This window comes from Sphingomonas sp. Leaf5 (genome assembly GCF_001421155.1).
In the GTDB taxonomy this organism is placed as follows: domain Bacteria; phylum Pseudomonadota; class Alphaproteobacteria; order Sphingomonadales; family Sphingomonadaceae; genus Sphingomonas.
Genome location: NZ_LMJZ01000023.1, coordinates 1 through 20,646 on the forward strand (window position 1 = coordinate 1; position 20,646 = coordinate 20,646).

The following is a 20,646-nucleotide window of genomic DNA, read 5'->3' on the forward strand; positions in this document are numbered from 1 at the left end:
TCACCGACGCCAACTCCTGCTACCACCTCGCCTTTGCGCGGATCGGCGCGCCCGAACCCCACCAGCAGACCAAGGCGCAGACGCATCTGATCGAATCGTCCAACGCCTCGTTCCGCGACATGCTGGCCCGCTTCAACCGCCGAACCAAACGCGCTTCCAAGACCCAACAGATGTTCGAGATCACCCTCGACATCTTCCTCGCCAGAAAACGTCTACAGAGTCCGACGTGAACACTCCCGCCTGCGCGGGGGTACGACAAGGGGCAGGGATCAGTACTTTCGCAGAGGTCTCGACGTGGTCTGGGGTCCCTCTTCTTATCCTCGGTCGCGGTAGGTGCGTACTCCAGATTGGCGCATGACCTTTGCTAAGGCCTGGCCCCGTACCCCGGCGAAGGCCGGGGCCTAGTTGGGGGACGTAGGCAAGTTAGGGAACAGCCTTCCCAACTGGACCCCGGCCTCCGCCGGGGTACGGGTGGAGCGTGAGGACAGGACTGCTGCCCGTTCCTGCGGAGTAGCGGCTGCATGAAGTCGAATTCCCGTATCGACGCACCCGCACAACCGAAAGGCGTCACCCCCACCGCGCCGCCGCGGCATCGTCACTCGCCCGCGCCTCGACCCAGCGCGCGTCACCACCACGGCGCTCCCGCTTCCAGAACGGGGCACCGGTCTTCAACCGGTCGATCAGGAACGCACACGCCTCCAGTGCCGCGCCGCGATGCCGCGCGGTCGTGGCGACGAATACCACCCGGTCGCCGGGCACCATCGGCCCGACGCGGTGGACCACCACCGCCTTCGCCAGATTCCAGCGCGTCACCGCCTCTTCGCACAGCGTCTCCAGCGCGCGCTCGGTGGCTCCCGGATAATGTTCGAGCGCCAGTTCGGTCACACCGTCGTCGCCGCGCACCAGCCCGGTAAAGGTCGCCACCGCCCCGGCATCCTCGGCCTCGGCTGCGGCGAACTCCGCCGCCAGATCGATCGGCGCGTCCTGTACGACGACGCGGATCATCCGCCGGTTACCGGGGGAAAGATCGCCACTTCGCGCGCGCCCGCGATTGGGGTGTCGAGCGGCACGAACGCCTGATCGACCGCGGCGCGCAGCCGGTCGCGATCCTCGAACGCGACCGCATAGCCGCCGCCGCGCGCTGCCAGCCAGTCGATCAGACCGGCGACGGTGGTCACGTCGGCGGGCGGGTCGACCCGTTCGCCGCCCTGCCCGATCGCCTCGCGCACCCATGCGAAATAGAGGATGTCGATCGGCATCAGCTGTCCATGTGCTTCAGGCCGACGCGCAGATAGTCCCAGCCGGTGATCGCGGTCAGCACCGCCGCGCCCCACAGACATACCAGCCCGGTGACATGGACGAATGCATAGGCCGGCACCGCCCCGGCGAGGATCAGCGCGCCGAACGCGACCAGTTGCAACGTCGTCTTCCACTTGGCAAGCTTCGACACCGGCAACGATACCTGAATGCCGGCTAGGAACTCGCGCAGTCCCGACACCGCGATCTCGCGCAGCAGGATGACGAGCGCCGCGATCAGGTGGATGCCGGTGATGATCGCCACGTCATGCCGCGTGCCGACCAGCATCAGGATGACCGCCGCCACCATGATCTTGTCGGCGATGGGGTCGAGGAACACGCCCAGCTTCGACACCGTCCCCTGCGCCCGCGCAAGGTAACCGTCGAAATAATCGGTGATGCCCATCAGCGAATACAGCGCGAAGGCGATCGCATAGCCCGCCTCCCACATCGGCCACCACAGGAACGCGACCAGCAGCGGCACCGCCAGGATACGCGACAGCGTCAGGATATTGGGAAGCGTCAACACGACGGGTCGTCTAGCATCCCGGCACCCTCACGCGAAAGCGGCAATCGGCGATTGAAGCGGGCGGCTCGGCTCGGCTACACCGCCGCCACACCCTGCGGGGACACTGACTAGGTCGTTTTTCGAATGATGAATGCGCTGGGGTTGCTGAAGCAGCGCCGTTTCCTGCCGCTGTTCGTCACCCAGTTTCTGGGGGCGTTCAACGACAACCTGTTCAAACACGCGATGGTGCTGTTCGCGACCTACCAACTGTTCCGCGATCCGGCGAGCGAACAGAATTTCAACGCGCTGGCCACCGGCCTCGCCATCCTGCCGTTCGTCCTGCTCTCCGCCCTGTCGGGCCAGCTCGCCGATACGCATGACAAGGCGCGGATCATCCGCATCGTCAAGACGGCGGAAATCGGCATCATGCTCTATGGCGCGGCGGGAATGCTGATCGCGCGGACGGGCTATGTGACGACCGGCGTGGTGATGATGCTCAGCGCGGTGGTGATGCTCGGCGTCCATTCGACGTTCTTCGGGCCGATCAAATACGCGATCCTGCCTCAGCATCTCGATGACGATCAGGTGCTGGGCGGCACCGGCCTGATCGAGGCGGCGACCTATCTGTCGGTGCTGACCGGTACGATCGTCGCCGGCTGGATCAGTGTCGAATGGGCCGCCGGGCTGGTGGTGGCCGTGTCGCTGATCGGCTGGTTCACCGCGCGCTTCGTGCCGCCGGCCCCGCGCAGCGGCCCCGAACTCACGATCAATTTCAATCCGCTGACCTCGTCGTGGCATCTGATCGCCGCGACGATGCATATCCGTCGCCTGTTCCTCGCCATCCTGTCGATCAGCTTCTTCTGGACGATCGGATCGGTGCTGATCGTGATCTTTCCGGTGCTGGTGAAGAACGTCCTGACCGCCGACCAGCAGGTCGCGTCGCTGACCATCGCCATCTTCTCGATCGGGGTCGCGATCGGATCGGTCATCATCAACGCGCTGTTGAAGGGCCGCATCTCCGCGCGCTATTCGCCGGCATCGGTGATCGCGATGGCGGTGTTCGTGCTGGCCTTCGCGTTCGAGGCCCGCAACTGGGTGCCGGCACCGGGCGACACCCTCTACGGCGTGGTAGATTTCGTGACCCATCCGCAGTCGCTGCTGCTGCTCGCCACGCTGGCGCTGATCGCGATCTTCGGCGGGATGTTCGTGGTGCCGCTCTACGCGTTCCTGACCACCACCGTGACCAAGGACCAGACCGCGCGGACGGTGGCGGCGAACAATGTCGTCAACTGCGCGTCGATGACCGTCGGCGCGATCAGCGTGATCCTGCTGACCAAGGCCGGGCTGGGTCCGACCGACATGCTCCTGATCGTCGCGGGCATGTGCCTGATCTCGGCTTGGCTCGCCTCACGCCTGCACAAGGCCTGCGAGGACGGCTGCCCGGCTTGAGGGTCGGCGGTACCGGCCCGCTCCCCCACCCGGCCACCCACCGCATATCCTGAATGGGTGGCCGGGTGGGGGAGCGGGCCGGTACCGCGCCTACAGCAAAAACGTATAGAAGCAGATGAAGAAGGCGGTGAAGCTGACCGCGAACAGCTTCAGGTCGCTGTCGTCGTTCGACAGCGGCACGCTCGCCACCTTGGGCAGGCGGGCGCGGAAGGGGTGGCGGCGCGGGGGAATCGGCTGCGGTATCATCATGACAGCCTTAACGAACCATTCACCAATTCGCCCAACGCCAAGGCCCGTGCCGCCCGTCTTGAACCGGGACGGCCGGGACACGCCCTACCCCGCCGCCGCGACCGTCCGGTCGAGGTGCAGATAGCCCGGCGTGAACGACGCCACCTCGCACAGCCGGTCGAGGTCGAGGATGGTCAGCGTCCGTCCCGCCCATTCGATCAGCCGCTCGCGTCGCAACTCCTGCACCATCCGGTTGACGTGGACCGGCGTCAGCCCGGTCGCCTCGGCCAGATCGGCCTGGGTCAGCGGAAATTCGCAGGTCAGTCCCGAACACCGTCCGACCAGCCGCAACCGGAAATAGACCTCGCAGAACAGCAGCGCGATCCGCTCGCGCGCCGACCGCAGCCCGAGGCTGGCGATCCATTCGCGATGCATGCCGAGCGCGACATGGTCGTTCCACCACAGCGCCCGCGCGATTCCCGGATGCCCCTCGACCAGCGCGCTAAACGTGTCGGGCACCACTTCGGCGACGGTCATCGCGGTGATCGCCCCGACCGCATGGTCCATCTGGCTCACCACCTGCACATGCGGATCGAACAGGTCGCCCGGCAGCAGCAGCGACAGCATCTGCCGCCGCCCGTCGGACATCTGGCGATAGCGACAGCCCCAGCCCTCCAGCACGAAATGCACGAAGCGCGGGGCCTCCCCCTCCGACACCACGTCGCGGCGCGGCGCGATGCTGCGCTGCCTCTGGTCCAGCAGGGCTTCGATCCGGGCGCGGTCGGCGTCGGTCAGACCGGAATAGGCGAATAATCGCAAACGGTACGGCAGCGCTTGGTCCCCTCTCATAGGGGAGTTCAGCTAGCGGCTGTTGCGCCGCGCTTCGCTATACTGGTTTAATCGATCGGCGTTCCCGGCAAGTTTGCAACGCAATTGCAGCGAATGTGGCCGTACCGATGATCGCGGGTCCGCCGCCGGCCGGTATCCGGCGTCGGGACAACAAAAACCCCGCGTCGCCGCGGGGTCGTTTGGAAATGGTGGAGCCGAGGGGGATCGAACCCCTGACCTCTGCAATGCCATTGCAGCGCTCTCCCAGCTGAGCTACGGCCCCGTCCATTTTTTTGGGGCCGCTGCTGGTGGCAGCCCCGCTTCCCCTTGCGGGGAGGAGCGCCCTCTATGCGGAGGGCACCGGTTTGGCAAGCACCTTTTGCGCCCACCGCCCCAAAAACATCAACGCTCGGCGTCGCTGTCCTCGTCGGTCGTGTCGACGCCCAGGTCGTCGTCACCACCCAGATCGACATCGTCGTCGGCCGACGGCTCGTCGTCGCCCTCGATGTCCAGATCGTCGCCCAGATCGGCGTCCTTCGTGCCTTCCTTCTCGACCTTCACCTGTTCGAACGGCAGCGGCTGCTTCGATTTCAGGATCGGTTCGGGATTCCAGTGCACGCCGCAATTGATGCACGTGACCGGCTCGTCATTGCCGAGATCGTAGAAGCGCGTCGCGCATTTCGGACAGGTACGCTTCGTACCCCATTCCGGCTTCACCATGTGTAGCCAAACCTTTCGGTGTCGTGGAAAAACGGGGCAGACCCCCGGATGGGGCGCGCCTTGCCATAGCGGGCACGCGCTGTCAAAGCCGCCGGTCATGCACCACGCCGCCCCCACGCCCCTGTCCGTCGCCGCCAGCGGTCCGCTGACCGGCACCGCCCCGGTTCCCGGCGACAAGTCGATCAGCCACCGGTCGCTGATGCTGTCCGCGCTCGCGGTCGGCACGAGCCGGGTGACCGGCCTGCTGGAGGGGGAGGACGTCCTGTCCACCGCCGCCGCGATGCGGGCGATGGGTGCTGTGATCGTGCGTGGCGACGACGGCATCTGGACCATCGACGGCGTCGGCGTCGGCGGGCTGCTGCAACCCGCCACCGCGCTCGACATGGGCAATTCGGGCACGTCGACCCGGCTGCTGATGGGGCTGGTGTCGTCCCACGCGATCACCGCGACCTTCACCGGCGACGCCTCGCTCAGCAAGCGACCGATGGGCCGCGTCATCGAACCGCTCAGCCAGATGGGCGCGGAGATCACATCCAGTCCCGGCGGTCGCCTGCCGCTCATGCTGCGCGGGATCGTGCCCGCCGTGCCGATCGACTATACGCTGCCGGTCGCCTCGGCACAGGTGAAGTCGGCGATCCTGCTCGCCGGCCTCAACACGCCGGGCATCACCCGCATCGTCGAACCCGTCCCGACCCGCGACCATAGCGAGCGGATGCTGACCGGATTCGGCGCGAAGCTGACGGTCGAGGAGACGTCGGCGGGTCGCGTCATCGAACTGCATGGCGAGGCGGAGTTGCGGCCGCAGACGATCACCGTTCCCGGCGATCCGTCCTCCGCCGCCTTCCCGGTCGTCGCCGCGCTGCTGGTCCCGGGCAGCCATGTCACGATCACCAATGTCGGCCTCAACCCGACCCGCGCCGCGCTGTTCGACGTGCTGCGCGCGATGGGCGGCGACGTCACCTTCGAAAACCGCCGCGATGTCGGCGGCGAGCCGGTGGCCGATCTGGTCGTCCGCGCCTCGACGCTCACTGGCATCGACGTCGATCCGGCGGTCGCCCCGTCGATGATCGACGAATTCCCCATCCTGTTCGTCGCCGCCGCGCTCGCCAAGGGCCGCACCGTCACCCGCGGGCTGGAGGAACTGCGCGTCAAGGAAAGCGACCGAATCACGACGATGGCCGAAGGGCTGCGCGCGATCGGCGCGCGGGTCGAGGAGACCGAGGACGGCCTGATCATCGACGGCACCGGCGGCGATCCGCTGCCCGGCGGCGGCACCATCGCCGCGAAGCTCGATCACCGTATCGCGATGAGCTTCGTCGTCGCCGGCCTGGTCAGCACGGCCCCGGTGACGATCGACGACATGGCCCCGGTCGCGACCAGCTTCCCGACCTTCACCACGCTGCTGCGTGGCCTCGGCGCGTCGCTATGATCGTCGCGGTCGACGGCCCGGCGGCATCGGGCAAGGGCACCATCGCCCGCGCGCTGGCGAAGCATTTCGGCCTGCCGCATCTCGACACCGGGCTGCTGTACCGCGCGGTCGCGACGCTGGTGCTGCGCGAGGGGCAGGACCCGACCCGCGAAGCCGATTGCGTCGCCGCCTGCGACTTTCCCGACACGCTGCTCGCCGATCCCTGGCTACGCACCGACGAGGCTGGCCAGACCGCCTCGATCGTTTCCGCCCACCCGCTGGTCCGCTCCTCGCTGCTCCGCCGCCAGCGCAAATTCGCGCAACAACCCGGCGGCGCGGTGCTCGACGGCCGCGATATCGGCACGGTCATCGCCCCCGATGCCGATGCGAAACTGTTCGTGAAAGCCACCCCCGCGATCCGCGCCCGCCGCCGTCACGCCGAACTCGCCAGGGCCGGCTCGACCGTCACCTACGACCGCGTCCTCGCCGACATCCGCGCCCGTGACGAACGCGATTCGTCACGCTCCACCGCACCGCTGGTAATGGCTGCCGATGCCGCCCCGCTCGACACCAGCTTCCTGTCGATCGAGGCAGCGGTGCAACGCGCGATCGCGATCGTCGAGGGTCAGCGCAAGGGGTAGGAGGTTCGATACCCTCCCCACCCCGTTTGGTTCGAGCAGCTTCGAGCCTGTCGAGAAGCGTCCGTCGAGAACCTGCCCGCTTGGGGCAACCCCTTCTCGACTTCGGTTCTCGACAAGCTCGAAGCAAACGGATTGGGGGTATGAGGGAACAGGCGGCGGGGGATGCGGATGGAAGCATGGACCCCGCGCGCTCCCCTCAACTCCGCCGGATCAACGCCCGCGCCAGTTTCCGATCCTCCAGCGAATAATACAGCCAGATCGCCCCCCGCACGACGACCACCGACGCGGCAAACGCGATGTCCGTCGCGCTCCGGTCGTCCACCGGCGGCGGGGTAATCAGCGGTTCGATCCCCCGCGCCACGACGCCGCGAAACTCGGCGTCGAACGCAACCCAGCCGATCCGCCAGCGCGCATCGCGGGTCGCCCCGTTATAGAACATCACCGGCATCGCCGGATCGTCGGTCAACAGCGGTCCCGTCGACAAATGCCAGTCGTCCCAGCTGTCGGTGCGCGGCATGAACGGAGTCGGCTGTTCATTCCATGGTCCCGCCACGTCCGCGCCGATCGCCATCCCGATCCGCGACGCTTCATCGGCGGCATATTCGTAGAACAGCCGCCAGCGCCCGTCGGGGGTGCGATCGATCGTCGCTTCCTTGGTATTGCCCTCCGACTTGGACGATGCCAGCACGACTCCGCTCTTGGTCAACCGGTCGAGCGACGGCCCGGTGGCATAGGACAGTTCGCCATGGGCATGATCGCCCAGCACGCCCGAATAATAGACGACATAGCCGTCGTCGCGGCGCACCACCGTCGGGTCCTCGACACCGCCCGCATCCTCTTCGCCCGGCCCCGGCACGATCGATGGTTCGCCCAGCATCGTGAAGTGCCGCCCGTCGTCGCTCCATCCGGCCCAGATCACGCCGGTATCGGTCATCGGCTCGCCCGGCCGCGTCACCGCGCGGACCATCATTCCGAACCGGCCGTCGGCCTCCTGCCAGACATAGGGACTCATCAGGTCGCGCGACATCAGCGCGGGCGGGCCGTCCAGCGTCACCTCCTCGATCCGGCGGACGTTGAAATCCAGTTCGATCTCGCAATCGGACACCACGTCCTTGCGATGCGGATCGCCGATGTTGCCACCGCCGCTCATGCGCCGACCGCCTGCATCAGCGTCAATCCGCCATCGATCACGATCCGCGCACCGGTGATATAGCGCGCCCGGTCGCTCGCCAGGAACACCGCCAGATCGGCGACCTCCTCGGGCTGCCCCGCGCGCTGCATCGGAATGTTGCGCTCCAGCGACTGGCGATAGGCGACGTCCTGCTGCGCGCGGGCGTTCATCGGGGTCAGGATCATGCCCGGCTCGATCGCGTTGACGCGGATGCCGCGCGGCGCTTCCTCGATCGCCAGCGTCTCGACCAGATTGGTCAGCCCCCCCTTCGCCGCGCAATAATCCGCGCCGCCGGCGCGCACGGCATAGGCATGGATCGACGAGATTTGCAGGATCACCGCGTCGCCGCCGGTGTCGCCCCGCCCGGTCAGGAAGCGGCGCGACGTCAGGAACGCACCGGTCAGGTCGGTGTCGATCATGCCCCGCCACTGGTCCAGCGCCATGTCGCGGACATTCACCCCGCGCATGTTCAGGCCCGCCGAATTGACCAGTATCGCGGCCGGTCCCCACAACGCCTCGACCTTGCCGAACGCGGCGTCGACCGATGCCTCGCCGTCCACATCGGCCTGAAGGGTGATCGCTTCGCCGCCGGCGTCGCGGACCGCCTGCGCGCTGTTTTCCGCTCCCTCCGTGTTCGAATGGTAGAGGATCGCCACCCGGTCGCCTTCGCGCCCGAACGCCGCCGCACAGGCCGCGCCGATCCCCGACTCCGCCCCCGTCACTATCACCGTCCGGCCTGTCACCATCGCCTCCATTATCGTTCGGGGGATGCAACGAACCGCACGCGGCTTGGCTTCATGAACTTTCCTACACCTTCGGACGACGTCATGCTGGCGAGCCGGCGGCGCCATTCGCGATTCGGGGGTGAGGTGCCGCGACGTCGACTACGTGTCACCTTCACCAACTTCGCCCCCCGCCCTATAGCCGCTACAACTTCCCCCTTTCGGACAACGCCATGCTCCCCGGTTTCGACCTCCCCGCCTTCGTCGCCGCCACCCTGTCGGAGGATATGGGCGACCTCGGCGACATCACCGCCGCCGCCGTCATCCCGGCCGACGCGGTCTTCACCGGCGTGATGGACAGCCGCGACGCGATCACCGTCGCCGGCCTCGACCTCGCCGCCGCCTTCTTTCGCCATCTCGACCCCCAAGTCGTTCTGGAACGGCTGGTTTCCGACGGGGATCGGGTAGCGCCCGGCACCGCCCTGCTCCGTCTGCGTGGCAATGCCCGCGCGCTGCTGACCGCCGAACGCTCGGCGCTGAACACCGTCCAGCACCTGTCGGGCATCGCCACCCTCACCGCCCGCTATGTCGCCGCAATCGCGGGCACCGGCGCGACCCTGCTCGACACGCGCAAGACGATTCCCGGCCTGCGCCTGCTCGAAAAATACGCAACCCGCATGGGCGGCGCGACCAATCACCGCATGGGCCTCTGGGATGCGGCGATGATCAAGGACAATCACGTCGCCGTCGCCGGATCAGTCGGTGAAGCCACCGCCCGCGCCAAGGCGGCGGGCATCGAGCGGATCATCGTCGAGATCGATTCGCTCGACCAGATCGAACCCGCGCTGGCGGCGGGCGCGACGCACCTGCTGCTCGACAACATGACCCCGCTGACCCTGCGCGAAGCGGTGGCGATGATCGCGGGTCGCGTCCCCGCAGAGGCATCGGGCGGGGTCAATCTCGACACGATCCGCGCCATCGCCGAAACCGGCGTGACCTATATCAGCGTCGGCCGCCTGACCCAGTCGGCCCCCGCCGCCGATATCGGGCTGGATTTCACCTTCGACGCCGCATAACCACCGGACAGCGCTCCACAGAGGGAACTCCATGCGTCCAAGCTCGATCGTCCGGTTCGACCGGCTCTACCTCGCCTCGATCGTCGTCGGGCTGATCGGCAATGTCATCGAATGGCCGGTGACCATGGCCCGCCTGACCGAAAACGCGCAAACCGCCGCGCTTGGCTCGGGCGCCGCGGTCGCCGCCGGCGGCATGATCGCGGCCGGCGTGCTGATCGCGCTGGTGTTGTGGTTCTTCGCGGCAAAGCGCGCCAGCAACGTCGCACGCTGGATCGTGGCGGTCTTCACCGCCTTCTCGGTCGGCAGCCTGCTCCTCGGGCTCGCCGGCGGTGCGGTCATCCTCGACGCTGGCGGGATCATCCGCCTCGTCGCGGTCGCGTTGCAGGCGGCAGCGACCTTCTTCCTGTTCCGCCCCGACGCCGCCGCATGGTTCGCGCCGTTCGAACCCGTGGAGGACGAAGCATGATGCGACGTGCCCTGACGCTCGCCGCCCTGCTCCTTCCCGCCGCCGTCCAGGCGCAGACGCTGAAATGTTCGGCCCCGGCGCAGATTCAACGCCCGCGCCCCGACCTGCCCAGCCCGTCGCAGCCGCGCCGCGTGCTCCCGATCGGCAGCTATACGCTGGCGATCACGTGGAGCCCCGAATTTTGCCGGACGCGCGCCGACGACCCGCGCAACGCGTTCCAGTGCGACGGCAGCAATCGCTTCGGCTTCACGCTGCACGGCCTGTGGCCCGATGGCGAGGGCAAGGACTGGCCGCAATATTGCACCTCGACGCCGATCCTGCCGCCGGCGGTGATCGCCAAAAACCTGTGTGTCACCCCCTCGGCGCAATTGCTCCAGCACGAATATGCCAAGCATGGCACCTGCATGGGCGTGTCGCCGGCGGGCTATTTCGACGAATCCCGCACCCTGTTCGGGAAACTGCGCTTCCCGGACATGATGGCGCTGTCACGTCGCCCCAGTCTGACCGCCGGACAGCTTGCCGCCGCGATCGCCCGCGTCAATCCGGGCGTCACCCCGCAATCAATGCGGATCACCACCAACAATCGCGGCTGGCTGGACGAGGTCTGGCTCTGCCTCGACAAGCGTCGTCGTTACACCGCCTGCCCGGCACATCAGGGTGGCGTGACGCCCGGCACCCGGATCAAGATCTGGCGCGGCGGGCGGCAGGCGGCGTAATCAGAGCTCGACCGTCGCCGTCGCGGGATGGTGGCGGTCGAGATGCTTGCGGATGATCCGCAGGTTGCGGGTGTTCGACCGGAAGAAGAAATCGGGGACCGCCCCGACGACCGGGATCAGCCCCAGCGCCCAGTCGGTGCCGACATTGCCCGCCATCCGCGCCATCTGCCACCGCGACATGCCGAGGTTGCGCGCTTCCCACAGCATGTAACTGCCCATCGCCGCGCCGATGAAGCTGCCGACCACGGGGATGAAGTTCAGCAGGAAATCGAGGCCCATCGGACGGTTGATGCCGGGAATGGTCATCGACCGTTCCATCAGTCGCTCGATCGCCACCACGCGGCGGCGCACGGCGGCGGGATCACGGTCGAGATGTCCGGCGATCTGCTCGAACAATTCGGGGGAGATGCGGGTCGGCTTTGCCATGCCTCCTATTTGGTATCGCCACGCAGGTGGTTCAACGGATGGACGCCACGCGGATTGGTCTGGAACCCGCGCAGGCGCGGCGCTACCAGCGACCAGCGCCACGGTCGCGCGACGGCCACGAACGCGACATCGGCGGCCAGCGCCGCATCCGCCGCCGCCAGCCGCTGCGCCCGTTCGGGCAACGACGTGGCATCGCGTGCCGCCGCGATCAGCGTCATCGCATCCATCGCGCAACCCCGGCACGCCGTCGCCAGATACCAGCGCGCGCTGTCATAGGGGGCGACCCGGTCGATCAGCAGCAGGTCGGCCGGCGCATCGATCCCGACCCGCTGCCCGTGTATCCCGGTCCGCGCCAGTGCCGCAGCCATCCGACCCCACAACAGCGTCGCGCCGGGACCGTCGGGCAGCGCGACCCGCACCGTCACCGGTCGGCCCCACGCCGCGACCTGCGCCCGCGCGGTCTGCCAGCGCTGGTCCTCGGTCAGCTTGCGCCATGGCGGCAGCGCCGGATCGCTCGCCGAATCGAACGCTTCGGGCAGGATGGTGTCGATGCCGGCCCAGCCGCCATCGATCGCGGCAGGCAGATTGGCGGTCTGGATCGCCATGGCTACCGCTGCCCGGTTCAGCGGCGCGGCAAGAAACCCGTCGCGCCCGACAAAGGCGAAACCGAACAGCCCGCGCGCCGGATCGACGCGAATGTCCGTCGTCCGCAGCCCGGCCGCGGCGACGATCGGCCAGTCGGCCAGCGCGCCCCCCAGCACGAGATCGCTTCGCTTCGCCCCGAACCGCGCCACGGCCAGTGCCGCACGCGCACCGTTCAGCCGCACCTCGTCGGCGGGAACCGGGGCCGGCGCGTCCGAATCGACCGGCGCGCGCAGCCGCACGCCCTGCCCCCGCAGCCGCCGCATCGGTCCACTGCCCTGCGCACCGTGCATCACCGCCAGTTCGGGTTGCGCCAGCAGGGTCAGCAGCTCGGTATTCGGCCGTTTCAACCGGATCTCGATAACCTGCGGCGTCATCGCCACGATCTCGTCGATCGAGCGCAGGAACGGGGTCAGCCGGTGCCCGGCCCCGGTCCGCGCCGCACGACGCAGCGCGGTGACGACCTGATCGGCGGTGACCGGCCGCCCGTCGCTCCACGTCGCCGTGCCCAGCCGAAAGATATAGCTGCGCCCGTCATCGACCATGTTCCAACGTTCGGCGATCGCCGGTTCGACCTGTCCTGCCGCGTCGAACCGTACCAGCCCCTGTGCCAGCGCACTGCGCAGCAGGACGCGTTCGGTATTGCCGTTGCCGTCCTGCTCGATCGCATCGACCACCACCGGCCGCTCGTCCGCCCCCCGGTCGCATGCGGCCAGCGTCAGCAACAGGGGGCCAAGAAACAGCAAACGGGTCATGCGTCGCTCCATGCCATGAAAGGCGTGGCGGCGGCCAGCCCGTGGTACGGACGGCGGGACTTGAACCCGCACTCCCGATGGGAAGCGGATTTTAAGTCCGCTGCGTCTACCGATTTCGCCACGTCCGCGTGGAGGAGGCTGCGTTCCAAGCGGATCGGCGCGCGCCCGTCAAGCCGCCGCTACCGCAGCATCTGGATGATGCCGGAGAAATCGGTCGCAGCATGGCCGTCCTCGACGAAGCGGGCGTAGAGTTCGGCGGCGCGCGCGCCCATCGGCGTGTCGGCCCCCGCCCCTGCCGCTGCCTGCATGGCGAGGCGCAGGTCCTTCAGCATCAGCGCGGCGGCGAACCCGCCCTGAAATCCCCGGTCGGCGGGCGTTTCGGGACCGACGCCCGCCACCGGGCAATAGCTGGTCATCGACCAGCACTGGCCCGAACTGACCGAGGAAATGTTGTAGAAGGTCTGCGCATCCAGCCCCAGCTTCCCGGCCAGCGCAAACGCTTCGCACGTCGCGATCATCGATGCGCCGAGCAGCATGTTGTTGCACATCTTCGCCGCCTGCCCCGCGCCGTTCGCGCCGGCATGGATCACCGCCTTGCCCATATCTTCTAGGAACGGCGCAGCCTTGGCGAACGCCGCCGGACTGCCGCCGACCATGAAGGTCAGCGCGCCCGCATTCGCGGCGGCGATGCCGCCCGATACCGGCGCGTCGACCGCCTGCAAGCCCTTCGCGCGGGCCGCCTCGGCAACCTGACGGGCGGTATCGACGTCGATCGTCGAACAATCGATCAGCACCGCGCCGGTATCGACCGCATCGAACAGCGCGTCGGCATAGATGTGCGCGACATGCGTCCCCGCCGGCAGCATCGTCACCACCGCCTGCGCACCGGTCGCCGCCTCGACCGCATCGCCGACCGGCAGGCAACCGGCCGCCTTCGCCCGGGCCAGCGCATCGGCGGACAGGTCGAACGCACGGACGTCATGCCCCGCCTTCGCCAGATTGGCCGCCATGCCGCCGCCCATATTGCCGAGGCCGATGAATCCGATCCGTGCCATGCTGGTTTCTCCTACCGCCCCGTCCAGTTGCCGGGACGCTTCTCGACAAAGGCGGTCATGCCTTCCTTCTGGTCGGCCGTCCCGAACAGCCCGTGGAACAGGCGACGTTCGAACTGCACCCCCTGCGTCAGTGTCGTGTCGAACGCGGCGTTGACCATTTCCTTGTTCGCCTTGACCGCCAGCGGCGCCATGGCGGCGATGGCCTGTGCGGTCTTTACCGCGTCCTCGACCAGATCGTCGGCGGGCACGATCCGCGCGACCAGACCGCAACGCTCCGCTTCCTCCGCGCCGATCATCCGGCCGGTCAGGCACATCTCCATCGCCTTGGCCTTGCCCACCGCGCGCGCGAGCCGCTGCGACCCGCCCATCCCCGGCGTGACGGCCAGCTTGATCTCGGGCTGGCCGAACTTCGCGGTATCGGCGGCGAGGATGAAGTCGCACATCATCGCCAGCTCGCACCCGCCGCCCAGCGCGAAGCCGGCGACGGCAGCGATGATCGGCTTGCGGGTGCGGGTGAACGCGTCCCAGCCGCTGAAATGGTCGCCGCCATACATGGCGGCGAAGTCCATTTCCTGCATCTCCTTGATATCCGCCCCGGCGGCGAACGCCTTGGCCGATCCGGTGATGACCGCGCAGCCTTGGCTCGGGTCCGCGTCGAACGCGCGCATCGCGTCGAGCAGTTCGGACAGGATCTGCGCATTGAGCGCGTTCAGCGCCTGTGGCCGGTTGAGCGTGACCAGCGTCACCGCGTCGCGGCGCTCGACGATGATGGTTTCATAGTCGGACATCGGGGTTCCTCCAACGATACGTCATTCCGGCGGAGGCCGGAATCCATGAACACGGGGCGTCGGCGATAGAGCCGCGCACGCCCGAAACAATGGATTCCGGCCTCCGCCGGAATGACGAAGGGATATGCTGGGAATGACGCACGAGCATCATTGCGGCTGCCATTCGTCGGCCGGGCCCAGCGGCGCGAAGATGCGGTCGATCATATGGTCGCTGACCGCTTCGGGCGTCGCCGGGTTCCATTTCGGCCCATGATCCTTGTCGACGATCACCGCACGGACGCCCTCGACGATGTCCGGCCGCCGGACGATCCGGGTGACGACCGCATATTCCTGCCGCATCTCGTCCTCGAAGGTCGGCATGGTCGCCCCGTCGAGCAGCAGCTTCAGCGACACCTTGCACGACAGCGGCGACCGCTGGCGCAGCGTCGCCAGTTGCGCCTGTGCCCAGTCGGAGCCGTCGGCCTCCAGCGCAGCCAGTATCTCCTCGAAATCGTCGCTGGCGAACAGGCGGTCGATCGCCTCGCGCTGCGTCAGGATCGCCGCTTCGCCGGGCAGGACGGCGTGATCGGACAGGATCGCCTCGATCGCCAGCGGATCGGCCGCGATCGCCGCCTTGATCGTGTCGAGCGCCGCCGCCGGCACCAGATGCGTCGCCAGCCCCAGCGCCAGCATCTCGCTCCCGTCCAGCCGCGCCCCGGTCAGCGCCAGATACTGGCCGATCCGTCCGGGCAGGCGCGACAGATACCAGCCGCCGCCGACATCGGGGAACAGGCCGATCGCGGTTTCCGGCATGGCGAAACGCGTATGCTCGGTCGCGATGCGGACCTTGCACGGCTGCGAAATGCCGACGCCACCACCCATCGTCACCCCGTCCATCACCGCGACGGTCGGCTTGGCATAGGTGAACAGCCGGTGGTTGAGCCGATATTCGACCGCGAAGAAGGCGCGGGCGGCGGCACCGTCGCTCGCGCTGCTGTCGGCGATCATGCGGATGTCACCGCCGGCACAGAAACCACGCCCCTCGGCATGGTCGATCAGGATGGCGTGGACCGTCGGATCGTCGCGCCAGTGTTCCAATGCGGCGAGCATCGCCTCGCACATGGCGTGGTTCAGCGCGTGCAGCGCCTTGGGCCGGTTCAACCGGATGCGGCCGAGATGGCCGTCGACAGCGGTGAGGATCAAACCAATCCTCCCCGGCACGGGGAGGGGGACCGCCGCGAAGCGGTGGTGGAGGGGTGTGTCCTTCTCCACATCGGCTGCGGTCGGGGATACCCCCCTCCACCATGCTGCGCATGGTCCCCCTCCCCGTGCCGGGGAGGATTTGGTCGCGCCATCACTTCACCAGCTCCCGCCCGATAATCATCCGCATCACCTGATTCGTGCCCTCAAGGATCGAATGCACGCGCAGATCGCGCCAGAAGCGTTCGATCGGATAGTCCATCAGATAGCCATAGCCGCCATGCAGTTGCAGCGCCTGATCGACCACCTTCGATCCCGTATCGGTGGCAAAGCGTTTCGCCATCGCGGCGAAGCGCGTCTTGTCGGGTGCATTCGCGGTCACCTTGGCAGCGGCGGTGTAGAGCAGCGCGCGCGCCGCCTCCAGCTCGGTCGCCATGTCGGCCAGCGTGAACTGCGTGTTCTGAAAGTCGGCGATGGGCTTGCCGAACTGCTGCCGCGCCTTGGTATAGGCGATGGCTTCGTCGAGACAGCGTTGCGCCCCGCCCAGCGAACACGCCCCGATATTGAGCCGCCCGCCGTCCAGCCCCTGCATCGCGATCGAAAAACCCTGCCCCTCGACCCCGACCAGATTGGCGGCGGGCACCCGCACCTGATCCAGAATGACCGCCCGCGTCGGCTGCGAATGCCAGCCCAGCTTGCGTTCGTTCGCGCCGAACGAGACGCCGGGCATGTCCTTCTCGACCAGCAGGCACGAAATGCCCTTCGGCCCCTCGCCACCGGTCCGGACCATGACCAGATAGACGTCGTTGTCGCCCGCGCCGGAGATGAACTGCTTGGTGCCGGTGACGATATAATCGTCGCCGTCGCGCACCGCCCGGGTCTTCAGCGCCGCTGCGTCCGATCCCGAGGACGGTTCGGTCAGGCAATAGCTGGCCAGTCGGTCCATGGTGACGAGGTCGGGGAGGAAGCGCGCCTTCAGCTCCGCCGATCCGAACGCGTCGAGCATCCACGCCGCCATGTTGTGGATCGAGATGAACGCGCTGGTGGACGGACAGCCATAGGCCATCGCCTCCATGATCAGCGCCGATTCCATCCGGCCCAGCCCGATGCCCCCCGATTCCTCCGACACATAGATCGCGGCGAAGCCGAGGTCGGCCGCCTGCTTGATCGTATCGCGTGGAAAGATGTGCTGCTCGTCCCATTCGGCGGCATGCGGGGTGATCGCATCCGCCGTGAACCGGCGCGCCAGTTCCTGAATGTCACGCTGGTCGTCGGTCAGGTCAAAAGGGTTCACGCGTCACTCTCCACTATCGCTTCGGCCTCGATCTCCACCCGCCATTCGGGGCGGAGCAGCGCGGCCACCACCAGCATCGTCGCGGCGGGCCGCACGCTGCCGAAAATCCGTCCATGTACCCCGCCCACCGCGCCCGCGTCGGACGGATCGGTCAGGAACATGCGTGTGCGGACGACATCCTCGATCCGCCCGCCCAATTGCCCGATCGCATCTTCGATGATCGCGAAAGACCGCTCGGCCTGCGCCGCTGCGTCGCCCGGCGTGCTGCTGCCGTCCGGCTCGACCGGCGCGGTGCCCGACACGAGAATGCGTGTGCCCACCCGCACCGCCCGCGCAAAGCCGATCGTCGCTTCATAGGGCGACGTCGAGGCGGTATGCCGGCGCGTCATCATGGCCGCTCGTGCAACACCCGCGCCCGGAACAGCGGGTCGGCGATCGACAGGGTATTGCGTTCGTACCAGCGCGGTGCCGGTACACCCTTTTCCAACGCGATCGCCTCCAGCAGATTCCCCTGCGCCGACGGCGTATCGGGACGCAGCTTCGCGATCGGATCGCGATAGGCGACATCGGCTTTGGCGATCGTCCAGCCCTTCTTGCGCAATCCGGCGACCAGATCGGCGATCCAATAGGCGGCAAGGTCGGTTTCGTGCAGCAGCATCACCTGCACCGGCTGCCGTCCCAGCGCCTGCCGGCCCAGACGATCGGCGAACTCGGCGGACTCGACATGCGTCTCGACATACAGGTCGCGCAGGGCGTCCATGTCGATCGGCTTTCCCGCCTTGCGCGCCGCGCCGGCAAGGTTTTCGATGTTCCAGTCGGACCCGTCGACGGTGACATAGCCGTTCGACAGGCCCCGCGCGGCAAGCCCCGCCCGCACCGCATCCCGCTTCGCCTTGTCGGTGCCGCCTTCGTCGAGGAACGGGTAGCGATACCATGGCCGCAATCCCTTGCGCCCCTGCAACCACGCACCGGCGCGATCGATATCGGCCAGATAGGCATCGGCGGTCATCGCCTTCAGCCCCGGATGGCTGAAGCTGTGGTTGGCGATGACATGCCCCGCCGCGACATAGGCCGCGACCCGCTGCTCGCCCCCTGCCCCATCGGGCGCAGCCAGATTGCCCGGCACGACGAAGAACGCCGCCTGTCGCACCCCCGCCTTGCGCAACCCGGCGATGATCCGCGCGGTACGCTCGTCGGGCGTCAGGAACGGCCCCCGCGCACGTGGCGCATCGTCGAAGGTCAGCGCGATCCGTTTCTGCGCGACGGCGGGCGAGGCCATCGCCAGCAACATCAGGATCGCCGCCATCAGGCGTCGCATCATCACGGCAATTCCTCTTGGCACATGCCGGCTATCGAGCATCAACTATCACGTCCCTCCACATCGTCACCCCGGACCGGATTGAGACCTCTGCGAAAGTAGCGGTTCCTGCCCCCTCCCGTACCCCCGCGAAGGCGGGGGTCCAGCGTTCCAGGCGCAAGCCGTTGTTCTGCCTGGCTCTGGCCCCCCGCCTGCGCGGGGGTACCGCGAGTTTTTGTCCGACTGAACGAGGATCGCATCGGCTCGGCATACTGCGCCTCACCCCATCGTCGGAATGACGAACGCATCCTGCGTCCGCGCCGCCGCGCCATCCTCGGCCTGCGTGCCCGCCACCGATCCGTCGGGCCAGCGCTGGGTGATCGTCTTGACCTTCGTCCAGAAGCGCACACCCTCCTCGCCATGCTGGTTCACGTCGCCGAACGCGCTGCGCTTCCACCCGCCGAAGCTGTGATAGGCCACCGGCACCGGGATCGGCACGTTGATGCCGACCATGCCGACATTCACCCTTGCGGCGAACTCGCGCGCGGCATGGCCGTTGCGCGTGAAGATCGCGACGCCATTGCCGTACTGATGCTCGCTCGGCAGGCGGACGGCGCTTTCGAAGTCGTTCGCACGGACGATTTGCAGGACCGGGCCAAAGATTTCCTCGCGATAGGATTCCATCGCCGGCGTTACATGATCGAACAGCGTCGGCCCTATGAAGAAGCCGCGTTCATGCCCCTGCAACCGGAACCCGCGGCCATCGACGACCAGCTCGGCGCCTTCCTCGACCCCCTTGGCGATCCAGCCTTCGACCCGCGCCTTGTGCTGCGCGTTGACCACCGGGCCGTAATGGGCGTCCGCGTCGGTCGATACCCCGACCCGCAGCGCATCGATCGCGGGGATCAGTTTCTCGCGCAGCGCCACGGCGGTCTTCTCGCCGACCGGCACGACAACCGGCAGCGCCATGCACCGCTCGCCCGCCGAACCGAACGCCGCGCCGGCCAGATCGGCAACCACCTGATCCAGATCGGCATCGGGCATGACGATGCCGTGATTCTTGGCCCCGCCCATCGCCTGCACGCGCTTGCCCGCCGCCACGCCGCGCCGATAGACATAATGGGCGATGTCGCTCGACCCGACGAAGCTGACCGCGCCGATCGCGGGATGGTCGAGGATCGCGTCGACCACCGTCTTGTCGCCGTGCACGACCTGCAGGATGCCTTCCGGCGCGCCGGCCTCCAGCATCAGTTCGGCCAGCCGCACCGGGACCGACGGATCGCGTTCGCTGGGTTTCAGGATGAACGCGTTGCCGCAGGCGATGGCGACCCCGAACATCCACATCGGAATCATCGCCGGAAAGTTGAACGGGGTGATGCCCGCGCCGATGCCGACGGGCAACCGCATCGAATAGACGTCGATGCCGGGGCCCGCCCCCTGCGTATAATCGCCCTTCAGCAGATGCGGCACGCCGCACGCGAATTCGATGACGTCCAGCCCGCGCTGGATATCGCCCTTGGCATCGGCAATGACCTTGCCATGTTCGCTCGACAACAGTTCGGCGAGCGCGTCCATGTTCGCTTCGACCAGTTGCTTGAACGCGAACAGCACGCGGGCGCGCTTTTGCGGATTGGTCGCGGCCCAGCCGGGCTGCGCCGCCTGCGCGGCGGCGACGGCGCGATCGATATCGGCGGCGGTGCCCAGCCGGACATGCGCCTGCACCTCGCCACGATTGGGATCGAACACGGCACCGGTCGCGCCGTCCGCATTGCTTGAACCGCCCGCGATCACATGATCGATGACCCGCATACACTCTCCTGCCGATCGCGAAGGCCGGTCTGTCGCCGACTCACCCGCGTGTAATTTTATTGCTTTTGGCATGACCGGAAGCGCGTGTCAGCGGCAAATTGCGAGCTGGAGAAAGCCAACCCGGCGCAAGATCGGTTCATTCGCCATTCATTAGTTACATTTTTGCAACATT

At 67.5% G+C, this 20,646-nt stretch carries 24 protein-coding genes and 2 tRNA genes; 7 read left to right on the top strand and 19 right to left on the bottom strand.

Annotated elements, in window-relative coordinates; all coding sequences use genetic code 11:
• A partial coding sequence (locus ASE50_RS19060) for an IS1 transposase (RefSeq protein WP_056402562.1) occupies positions 1–230 on the top strand: 230 nt, incomplete at its 5' end.
• Positions 231–567: 337 nt separating this feature from the next.
• Here the strand turns inward: ASE50_RS19060 and ASE50_RS15460 are convergent.
• Genes ASE50_RS15460 through pgsA form a run of 3 tightly spaced genes read right to left on the bottom strand, consistent with a single transcriptional unit; the run spans position 568 to position 1,825 of the window.
• Positions 568–1,005, bottom strand: a complete 438-nt coding sequence (locus tag ASE50_RS15460) for a molybdenum cofactor biosynthesis protein MoaE (RefSeq protein ID WP_056402566.1) — start codon at positions 1,003–1,005, stop codon at positions 568–570.
• The gene (gene moaD / locus ASE50_RS15465) at positions 1,002–1,259 is read right to left on the bottom strand and encodes a molybdopterin converting factor subunit 1 (protein ID WP_056402569.1); all 258 of its coding nucleotides are present in this window, start codon (positions 1,257–1,259) and stop codon (positions 1,002–1,004) included. Before moaD ends, ASE50_RS15460 begins: the two co-directional genes overlap by 4 nt.
• Positions 1,259–1,825, bottom strand: coding sequence for a CDP-diacylglycerol--glycerol-3-phosphate 3-phosphatidyltransferase (pgsA, locus tag ASE50_RS15470; protein ID WP_056402572.1), 567 nt, complete (start codon positions 1,823–1,825; stop codon positions 1,259–1,261). The genes moaD and pgsA overlap by 1 nt, the downstream gene beginning before the upstream one ends.
• Positions 1,826–1,948: 123 nt before the next feature.
• Here pgsA and ASE50_RS15475 point away from each other — a divergent pair, with 123 nt between their 5' ends.
• Positions 1,949–3,253 (top strand): MFS transporter, encoded by a 1,305-nt coding sequence (locus ASE50_RS15475; protein WP_056402575.1) that lies wholly within the window; start codon positions 1,949–1,951, stop codon positions 3,251–3,253.
• A gap of 90 nt (positions 3,254–3,343) precedes the next feature.
• Here ASE50_RS15475 and ASE50_RS19295 read toward each other — a convergent pair whose 3' ends face one another.
• The 4 genes from ASE50_RS19295 to ASE50_RS15490 form a co-directional block, all read right to left on the bottom strand.
• The gene (locus ASE50_RS19295; protein WP_200909563.1) at positions 3,344–3,502 is read right to left on the bottom strand and encodes a hypothetical protein; all 159 of its coding nucleotides are present in this window, start codon (positions 3,500–3,502) and stop codon (positions 3,344–3,346) included.
• An 84-nt stretch (positions 3,503–3,586) separates the two neighbouring features.
• Positions 3,587–4,330: a Crp/Fnr family transcriptional regulator gene (locus ASE50_RS15480; protein WP_082439061.1), complete on the bottom strand. Its 744-nt coding sequence runs from the start codon at positions 4,328–4,330 to the stop codon at positions 3,587–3,589.
• Positions 4,331–4,516: 186 nt separating this feature from the next.
• Positions 4,517–4,592 (bottom strand) — tRNA-Ala (locus ASE50_RS15485).
• A 119-nt stretch (positions 4,593–4,711) separates the two neighbouring features.
• Positions 4,712–5,029 (bottom strand): FYDLN acid domain-containing protein, encoded by a 318-nt coding sequence (locus ASE50_RS15490; protein WP_056402578.1) that lies wholly within the window; start codon positions 5,027–5,029, stop codon positions 4,712–4,714.
• A 97-nt stretch (positions 5,030–5,126) separates the two neighbouring features.
• Between ASE50_RS15490 and aroA the strand changes: the two genes are divergently transcribed.
• Together aroA and ASE50_RS15500 are read left to right on the top strand one after the other, a co-directional pair.
• Positions 5,127–6,458: a 3-phosphoshikimate 1-carboxyvinyltransferase gene (gene aroA, locus ASE50_RS15495; RefSeq protein ID WP_056402580.1), complete on the top strand. Its 1,332-nt coding sequence runs from the start codon at positions 5,127–5,129 to the stop codon at positions 6,456–6,458.
• Positions 6,455–7,078, top strand: a complete 624-nt coding sequence (locus ASE50_RS15500; RefSeq protein ID WP_056402583.1) for a (d)CMP kinase — start codon at positions 6,455–6,457, stop codon at positions 7,076–7,078. Before aroA ends, ASE50_RS15500 begins: the two co-directional genes overlap by 4 nt.
• A 196-nt stretch (positions 7,079–7,274) precedes the next feature.
• On the opposite strand, the gene ASE50_RS15505 is transcribed toward ASE50_RS15500, so the two are convergent.
• Together ASE50_RS15505 and ASE50_RS15510 are read right to left on the bottom strand one after the other, a co-directional pair.
• On the bottom strand, positions 7,275–8,228 hold the full coding sequence (locus ASE50_RS15505) for a glycosidase (RefSeq protein ID WP_156347498.1): 954 nt from the start codon (positions 8,226–8,228) through the stop codon (positions 7,275–7,277).
• Positions 8,225–8,995 carry an SDR family NAD(P)-dependent oxidoreductase gene (locus ASE50_RS15510; RefSeq protein ID WP_056402916.1) on the bottom strand — a complete coding sequence of 257 codons (771 nt, stop codon included), beginning with the start codon at positions 8,993–8,995 and terminating at the stop codon, positions 8,225–8,227. The genes ASE50_RS15505 and ASE50_RS15510 overlap by 4 nt, the downstream gene beginning before the upstream one ends.
• A gap of 209 nt (positions 8,996–9,204) precedes the next feature.
• On the opposite strand from ASE50_RS15510, the gene nadC reads away from it, so the two are divergent.
• The 3 genes from nadC to ASE50_RS15525 are packed head-to-tail and all read left to right on the top strand — an operon-like array spanning position 9,205 to position 11,229.
• A complete protein-coding gene (gene nadC / locus ASE50_RS15515; protein ID WP_056402585.1) occupies positions 9,205–10,047 on the top strand; it encodes a carboxylating nicotinate-nucleotide diphosphorylase in 843 nt (280 codons plus the stop codon).
• A gap of 31 nt (positions 10,048–10,078) precedes the next feature.
• Positions 10,079–10,513 (top strand): hypothetical protein, encoded by a 435-nt coding sequence (locus tag ASE50_RS15520; protein WP_056402588.1) that lies wholly within the window; start codon positions 10,079–10,081, stop codon positions 10,511–10,513.
• Positions 10,510–11,229, top strand: coding sequence for a ribonuclease T2 family protein (locus ASE50_RS15525; RefSeq protein ID WP_200909564.1), 720 nt, complete (start codon positions 10,510–10,512; stop codon positions 11,227–11,229). The genes ASE50_RS15520 and ASE50_RS15525 overlap by 4 nt, the downstream gene beginning before the upstream one ends.
• On the opposite strand, the gene ASE50_RS15530 is transcribed toward ASE50_RS15525, so the two are convergent.
• The 10 genes from ASE50_RS15530 to ASE50_RS15575 form a co-directional block, all read right to left on the bottom strand.
• On the bottom strand, positions 11,230–11,655 hold the full coding sequence (locus ASE50_RS15530; protein ID WP_056402590.1) for a DUF4112 domain-containing protein: 426 nt from the start codon (positions 11,653–11,655) through the stop codon (positions 11,230–11,232).
• A gap of 5 nt (positions 11,656–11,660) precedes the next feature.
• Positions 11,661–13,052 (bottom strand): ABC transporter substrate-binding protein, encoded by a 1,392-nt coding sequence (locus tag ASE50_RS15535; RefSeq protein WP_056402922.1) that lies wholly within the window; start codon positions 13,050–13,052, stop codon positions 11,661–11,663.
• 42 nt (positions 13,053–13,094) lie between these two features.
• Positions 13,095–13,180 (bottom strand) — tRNA-Leu (locus tag ASE50_RS15540).
• Between the two features lie 51 nt (positions 13,181–13,231).
• The gene (gene mmsB, locus ASE50_RS15545; protein ID WP_056402592.1) at positions 13,232–14,107 is read right to left on the bottom strand and encodes a 3-hydroxyisobutyrate dehydrogenase; all 876 of its coding nucleotides are present in this window, start codon (positions 14,105–14,107) and stop codon (positions 13,232–13,234) included.
• Positions 14,108–14,118: 11 nt separating this feature from the next.
• Positions 14,119–14,895 carry an enoyl-CoA hydratase gene (locus ASE50_RS15550; protein WP_056402595.1) on the bottom strand — a complete coding sequence of 259 codons (777 nt, stop codon included), beginning with the start codon at positions 14,893–14,895 and terminating at the stop codon, positions 14,119–14,121.
• A gap of 147 nt (positions 14,896–15,042) precedes the next feature.
• Entirely contained in the window at positions 15,043–16,083 is a 1,041-nt protein-coding gene (locus ASE50_RS15555; protein WP_056402923.1) for an enoyl-CoA hydratase/isomerase family protein, read from the bottom strand.
• A 145-nt stretch (positions 16,084–16,228) separates the two neighbouring features.
• On the bottom strand, positions 16,229–17,368 hold the full coding sequence (locus tag ASE50_RS15560) for an acyl-CoA dehydrogenase family protein (protein ID WP_056402597.1): 1,140 nt from the start codon (positions 17,366–17,368) through the stop codon (positions 16,229–16,231).
• Positions 17,365–17,760, bottom strand: a complete 396-nt coding sequence (locus ASE50_RS15565) for a RidA family protein (RefSeq protein WP_056402600.1) — start codon at positions 17,758–17,760, stop codon at positions 17,365–17,367. The genes ASE50_RS15560 and ASE50_RS15565 overlap by 4 nt, the downstream gene beginning before the upstream one ends.
• Positions 17,757–18,689, bottom strand: coding sequence for a polysaccharide deacetylase family protein (locus ASE50_RS15570; protein ID WP_082439062.1), 933 nt, complete (start codon positions 18,687–18,689; stop codon positions 17,757–17,759). Before ASE50_RS15570 ends, ASE50_RS15565 begins: the two co-directional genes overlap by 4 nt.
• Positions 18,690–18,944: 255 nt before the next feature.
• Positions 18,945–20,474, bottom strand: coding sequence for a CoA-acylating methylmalonate-semialdehyde dehydrogenase (locus ASE50_RS15575; RefSeq protein WP_056402603.1), 1,530 nt, complete (start codon positions 20,472–20,474; stop codon positions 18,945–18,947).
• Positions 20,475–20,646: the final 172 nt, after the last annotated feature.

Coding starts and splice junctions, on each gene's coding strand:
- ASE50_RS15460 (WP_056402566.1), bottom strand. CDS start 1,005: ATGATCCGCGTCGTCGTACAGGACGCGCCGATCGATCTGGCGGCGGAG.
- moaD (WP_056402569.1), bottom strand. CDS start 1,259: ATGCCGATCGACATCCTCTATTTCGCATGGGTGCGCGAGGCGATCGGG.
- ASE50_RS15475 (WP_056402575.1), top strand. CDS start 1,949: ATGATGAATGCGCTGGGGTTGCTGAAGCAGCGCCGTTTCCTGCCGCTG.
- ASE50_RS19295 (WP_200909563.1), bottom strand. CDS start 3,502: ATGATGATACCGCAGCCGATTCCCCCGCGCCGCCACCCCTTCCGCGCC.
- ASE50_RS15480 (WP_082439061.1), bottom strand. CDS start 4,330: ATGAGAGGGGACCAAGCGCTGCCGTACCGTTTGCGATTATTCGCCTAT.
- ASE50_RS15490 (WP_056402578.1), bottom strand. CDS start 5,029: ATGGTGAAGCCGGAATGGGGTACGAAGCGTACCTGTCCGAAATGCGCG.
- aroA (WP_056402580.1), top strand. CDS start 5,127: ATGCACCACGCCGCCCCCACGCCCCTGTCCGTCGCCGCCAGCGGTCCG.
- ASE50_RS15500 (WP_056402583.1), top strand. CDS start 6,455: ATGATCGTCGCGGTCGACGGCCCGGCGGCATCGGGCAAGGGCACCATC.
- ASE50_RS15505 (WP_156347498.1), bottom strand. CDS start 8,228: ATGAGCGGCGGTGGCAACATCGGCGATCCGCATCGCAAGGACGTGGTG.
- ASE50_RS15510 (WP_056402916.1), bottom strand. CDS start 8,995: ATGGTGACAGGCCGGACGGTGATAGTGACGGGGGCGGAGTCGGGGATC.
- nadC (WP_056402585.1), top strand. CDS start 9,205: ATGCTCCCCGGTTTCGACCTCCCCGCCTTCGTCGCCGCCACCCTGTCG.
- ASE50_RS15520 (WP_056402588.1), top strand. CDS start 10,079: ATGCGTCCAAGCTCGATCGTCCGGTTCGACCGGCTCTACCTCGCCTCG.
- ASE50_RS15525 (WP_200909564.1), top strand. CDS start 10,510: ATGATGCGACGTGCCCTGACGCTCGCCGCCCTGCTCCTTCCCGCCGCC.
- ASE50_RS15530 (WP_056402590.1), bottom strand. CDS start 11,655: ATGGCAAAGCCGACCCGCATCTCCCCCGAATTGTTCGAGCAGATCGCC.
- ASE50_RS15535 (WP_056402922.1), bottom strand. CDS start 13,052: ATGACCCGTTTGCTGTTTCTTGGCCCCCTGTTGCTGACGCTGGCCGCA.
- mmsB (WP_056402592.1), bottom strand. CDS start 14,107: ATGGCACGGATCGGATTCATCGGCCTCGGCAATATGGGCGGCGGCATG.
- ASE50_RS15550 (WP_056402595.1), bottom strand. CDS start 14,895: ATGTCCGACTATGAAACCATCATCGTCGAGCGCCGCGACGCGGTGACG.
- ASE50_RS15565 (WP_056402600.1), bottom strand. CDS start 17,760: ATGATGACGCGCCGGCATACCGCCTCGACGTCGCCCTATGAAGCGACG.
- ASE50_RS15570 (WP_082439062.1), bottom strand. CDS start 18,689: ATGATGCGACGCCTGATGGCGGCGATCCTGATGTTGCTGGCGATGGCC.
- ASE50_RS15575 (WP_056402603.1), bottom strand. CDS start 20,474: ATGCGGGTCATCGATCATGTGATCGCGGGCGGTTCAAGCAATGCGGAC.